Source organism: Mesorhizobium sp. M2C.T.Ca.TU.002.02.1.1 (assembly GCF_003997225.1).
Genome location: NZ_RZTO01000631.1, coordinates 1 through 3,699, shown reverse-complemented (window position 1 = coordinate 3,699; position 3,699 = coordinate 1). Strand labels below are relative to the sequence as shown.

Genomic DNA, 3,699 nt, shown 5'->3' with positions numbered 1-3,699 from the left:
AATCCGATCTCATGGGCTGACATCGCGACGCATCTCCATCAACGCATCGCAGACGGAATCACACCCCAACACAAGACCGCCAATCAAAAGCGAGTCATTCATCTCAAAAGATGTGTGCATCCCCTAGACGAAGTGGGGAGAGGTGGCTCGGCGAAGCCGAGACGGACGCTGGCGGGGCATCTCGTGTCCTACCAAACGTCTCCCGACGAGGAAGAACTACCCTCGCTCCGGAAACATCGCCTTCAGCCCCTCCCGCGAGGCCTTGGCAACACCGCGCTCGGTGATCAGGCCCGTCACCAGCCGCGCCGGCGTTACGTCGAAGGCGGGGTTCGCCGCCGGTGTCGTATCGGGCGAGACGCGCACTTGCGCGACCTTACCGTCCGCCGTCTTGCCCCAGACCAGCGAAACCTCGTCGCCAGAGCGCTCCTCGATCGGGATTTCGGCGAGCCCGTCGGCAACCGTCCAGTCGATGGTGGGGGAGGGCAGCGCGACATAGAAGGGCACGTCGTTGTCGGCGGCGGCCAGCGCCTTCAGATAGGTGCCGATCTTGTTGCAGACGTCGCCATTGGCTGTGGTGCGGTCGGTGCCGACAATGACCATGTCGATATCGCCATGCTGCATCAGATGGCCGCCGGCATTGTCGACGATCAGCGTGTGCGGCACGCCGTGGCCGGCCATCTCCCAGGCGGTCAACTGGGCGCCCTGGTTGCGTGGCCTGGTCTCGTCGACATAGACATGCACCGGAATGCCGGCCTCGGTCGCCAGATAGATCGGCGCGGTGGCGGTGCCGTAGTCGACTGTCGCCAGCCAGCCGGCATTGCAGTGGGTCAGGATGTTGACGGTCTCGCCGGGCTTCTTCTTCGCTGCGATTTTCTTGATGATCTCAAGCCCGTTCTCGCCGATGGCGCGGTTCAGCCCGACATCCTCGTCGGCGATCTCGGCGGCCCGCCGGTAGGCAGCCTCCGCGCGCTCTGCCGGTGCCAAGGGCTTCAGGAAGCGCCGCATCTCGTCCAGCGCCCAGCGCAGGTTGATCGCCGTCGGCCGCGTCTTGTGAAGCGTCTCCCACACCGCATCCAGCGCTTCGTCCGACGGATCGTCTTTCATCTGAATGGCGACGCCATAGGCCGCCGTAACGCCGATCAGCGGCGCGCCGCGCACCCACATATCGCGGATCGCGGTGGCGATGCCGGCGACCGTTTCGATCCTTTCGATGCGGAACTCATGCGGCAGCCAGCGCTGGTCGATGATCTCGACCGACCGCTTGTCGTCGCTGAGCCAGATGGTGCGGTAGTGGCGTTCGCCGACGTTCAAAGGCTCTTCTCCTGTTCGATCAGCGCGGCGAGATTGTTGACCTCGTCGATGCTGTGGATCTGGCGCCGGTTGACGGCGATATGGCGGCCGAAGCGCAAAGCCTTGGCCTCACATCTGGCGCGCAGGTCTTGATCGGCAATGGTCTCGAAATCGGCATTGTGGGCGAGGCCCAGGATGCGCCGGTGCACCTCGATGCCGGCAAAGCCGAGCAGGTCGGTCCAGATGGAATGCAGCATGTGGTCGAGCGCCTGTTCTGCGCCGAGCAGGTCGCCCTGATCCTCGAACAGGCTTCTCTGGTAGAGGATGCCGCCGCGCTCGGTCCGCCACAGATGAGCGAACTCGGCGCGGAAGGTGGCCCAGGTCTCGGCTGTGACGCCGAGCAGATAGGCACGCATCGAGTCCCGGCTGCCCTTCTCCTCATGCCCGCGCTGCGAGAAGAAGGCCATCCAGAAATTGGCGAGCAACATGCCGACGTCGAAGGCGATCGGGCCATAGAAGGCGAACTCCGGATCGATCATCCGGGTCTCTGTGTCCGTCACCATGATCGAGCCCGAATGCAAATCGCCATGCAGCAGCGTCTCGGCATTGGCGGCGAAGAGATGCTTCAGCCGCTGCGCCTCGACCTTGAGGTCGCGGTCGGCGCGCAGCTCCGCCACCAGGCCGTCGAGCTGCGGGCTGGTGTGGCGGTTCATCTTGGCGTCGAAATAGGGATCGGAGAACACCAGGTTCTCGGTGATGTCGCAGAGCTCGACATTGTCGGCGAACAGCGCCAGATCTGCCTTGCGCTCCTTCGTCACCATCGAGAGATCCGAGCCGCGGAACAGCGTGCGGGCCATGAACAGGCCGATGTCGCGCGCGATGTTGGGCAGTTCGCGACCGTCGATCAGCGCGCGCCGCAGGATGACGTGCGGCGGCGCCAGATATTCCATGACGATCAGCGCCTGGGTCTCGTCGAAATGGTAGATCGCCGGCACCGAGCCGGGCGCACGGCGCTCTTGCCGCGTCAGCGCATGGTATTCGAAGAAGGAGCGTTTGAGCGGCAGCGGCCAGCTGTCGCCGACCAGCCGCACATAGGGCAGCGCCTGCTTGACCACTGCCGCGCCCTGGTCGCCCTCGACGATGAAGACGAGGTTGAGATTGCCGTCGCCGACCTCCTGTACCTTCCAGCGGCTGGCGTCCCTGCCGATGCGCCCGGTCAGCGCCGCGGTCTCGCCAAGGCGCTTCGGCAGCGTTTCCACCGACAATGCTTCGAACTTCCCGGTCATGCTCTCCCCTCCTGCGCGCGGTTTCCGACGATAGCGGAGCCACGGCGGCGGGGCCAAGCTAGGAAGCGCTCTGGCAAATGTCAATCGTGTTGACAATTGCCGAATGAGCCCATAGCGTCACGATCCGGGAGGAACGGATGGGCGCAGATGCCGTGTTCCATGTGGAGGGCCTGAGGAAATCCTTCGGCCAGAACGAGGTGCTTGGCGGCATCTCGCTCGACCTCTTTGCGGGCGAGGTGACGGTGCTGATGGGCGCCAACGGCGCCGGCAAGTCCACCCTGGTCAAGATCGTCAGCGGCGTTTACGAGCGCGGCGCCGGCTCGATGAAACTCGCCGGCCAGGCCTTCGATCCGCAGACCCCCGCCGAAGCCATCCGCGCCGGCGTCGTCACCGTGCACCAGAACATCAATGACGGCGTGGTCGCCGACCTCGATGTCGCCACCAATCTGACGCTCGACCGGCTGAGCGGCAAAGGTGCGTCGTTGCTGTTCAAGCCTGCCAATGTCCGGGCTGAGGCGAGGGCGGTTGCCGACCGCATGGGGCTCGCCCTCGACCTCAGGGCGCGCGTCAGCGACTTGTCGTTGGCCGATCGGCAGATGGTCGCCATCGCGCGGGCCATGGCGCATCAGCCCAAGGTTCTGATCCTCGACGAGCCGACCTCCTCGCTGTCGAGCGCCGAGGCCGATCGGCTGTTTTCGCTGATCGACCGGCTGCGCGGGCAGGGCGTCGCCATCCTCTATATTTCGCATCGCATGTCCGACATCAGGCGTCTCGCCGACCGCATCGTGTCGATGCGCGACGGCGTCGTCTCCGGCGTCTTCGACAAGAAGCCGCTCGACTATGAGGGTGCGGTCAATGCCATGCTCGGCCGCAAGATCCATCTCGACAGGGTGGTGGCGAGAAGCTCGGCTCGTGCGGTCTTCACCGCTGAAGGCTTGCAGCTGGCGCAAGGAGCAAAGCCGATCTCGATGACGCTCGGCGCCGGCGAGGTGGTGGCGATCACCGGCCTTGTCGGCGTCGGCAAGACGGCTTTGGCGGAAACGCTGTTCGGCGTGCGCCGGCCGCTCGCCGGCACCATGCATATGGACGGCAAGCCCTACGCGCCGGGCTCGGCGCGTAGGGC

3 protein-coding genes are annotated in these 3,699 nt (G+C 65.1%); 1 reads left to right on the top strand and 2 read right to left on the bottom strand.

From position 1 onward, the window contains the following. Positions 1-216: 216 nt before the first annotated feature. Together mtnA and mtnK are read right to left on the bottom strand one after the other, a co-directional pair. Entirely contained in the window at positions 217-1,311 is a 1,095-nt protein-coding gene (gene mtnA, locus EOD07_RS26435) for an S-methyl-5-thioribose-1-phosphate isomerase (protein ID WP_127237508.1), read from the bottom strand. Further along, positions 1,308-2,576: an S-methyl-5-thioribose kinase gene (gene mtnK, locus EOD07_RS26430; protein ID WP_127237507.1), complete on the bottom strand. Its 1,269-nt coding sequence runs from the start codon at positions 2,574-2,576 to the stop codon at positions 1,308-1,310. The genes mtnA and mtnK overlap by 4 nt, the downstream gene beginning before the upstream one ends. Before the next feature lie 137 nt (positions 2,577-2,713). Here mtnK and EOD07_RS26425 point away from each other — a divergent pair. Beyond that, the coding region (locus EOD07_RS26425) for an ATP-binding cassette domain-containing protein (RefSeq protein WP_164772542.1) at positions 2,714-3,699 on the top strand (986 nt) is incomplete at its 3' end.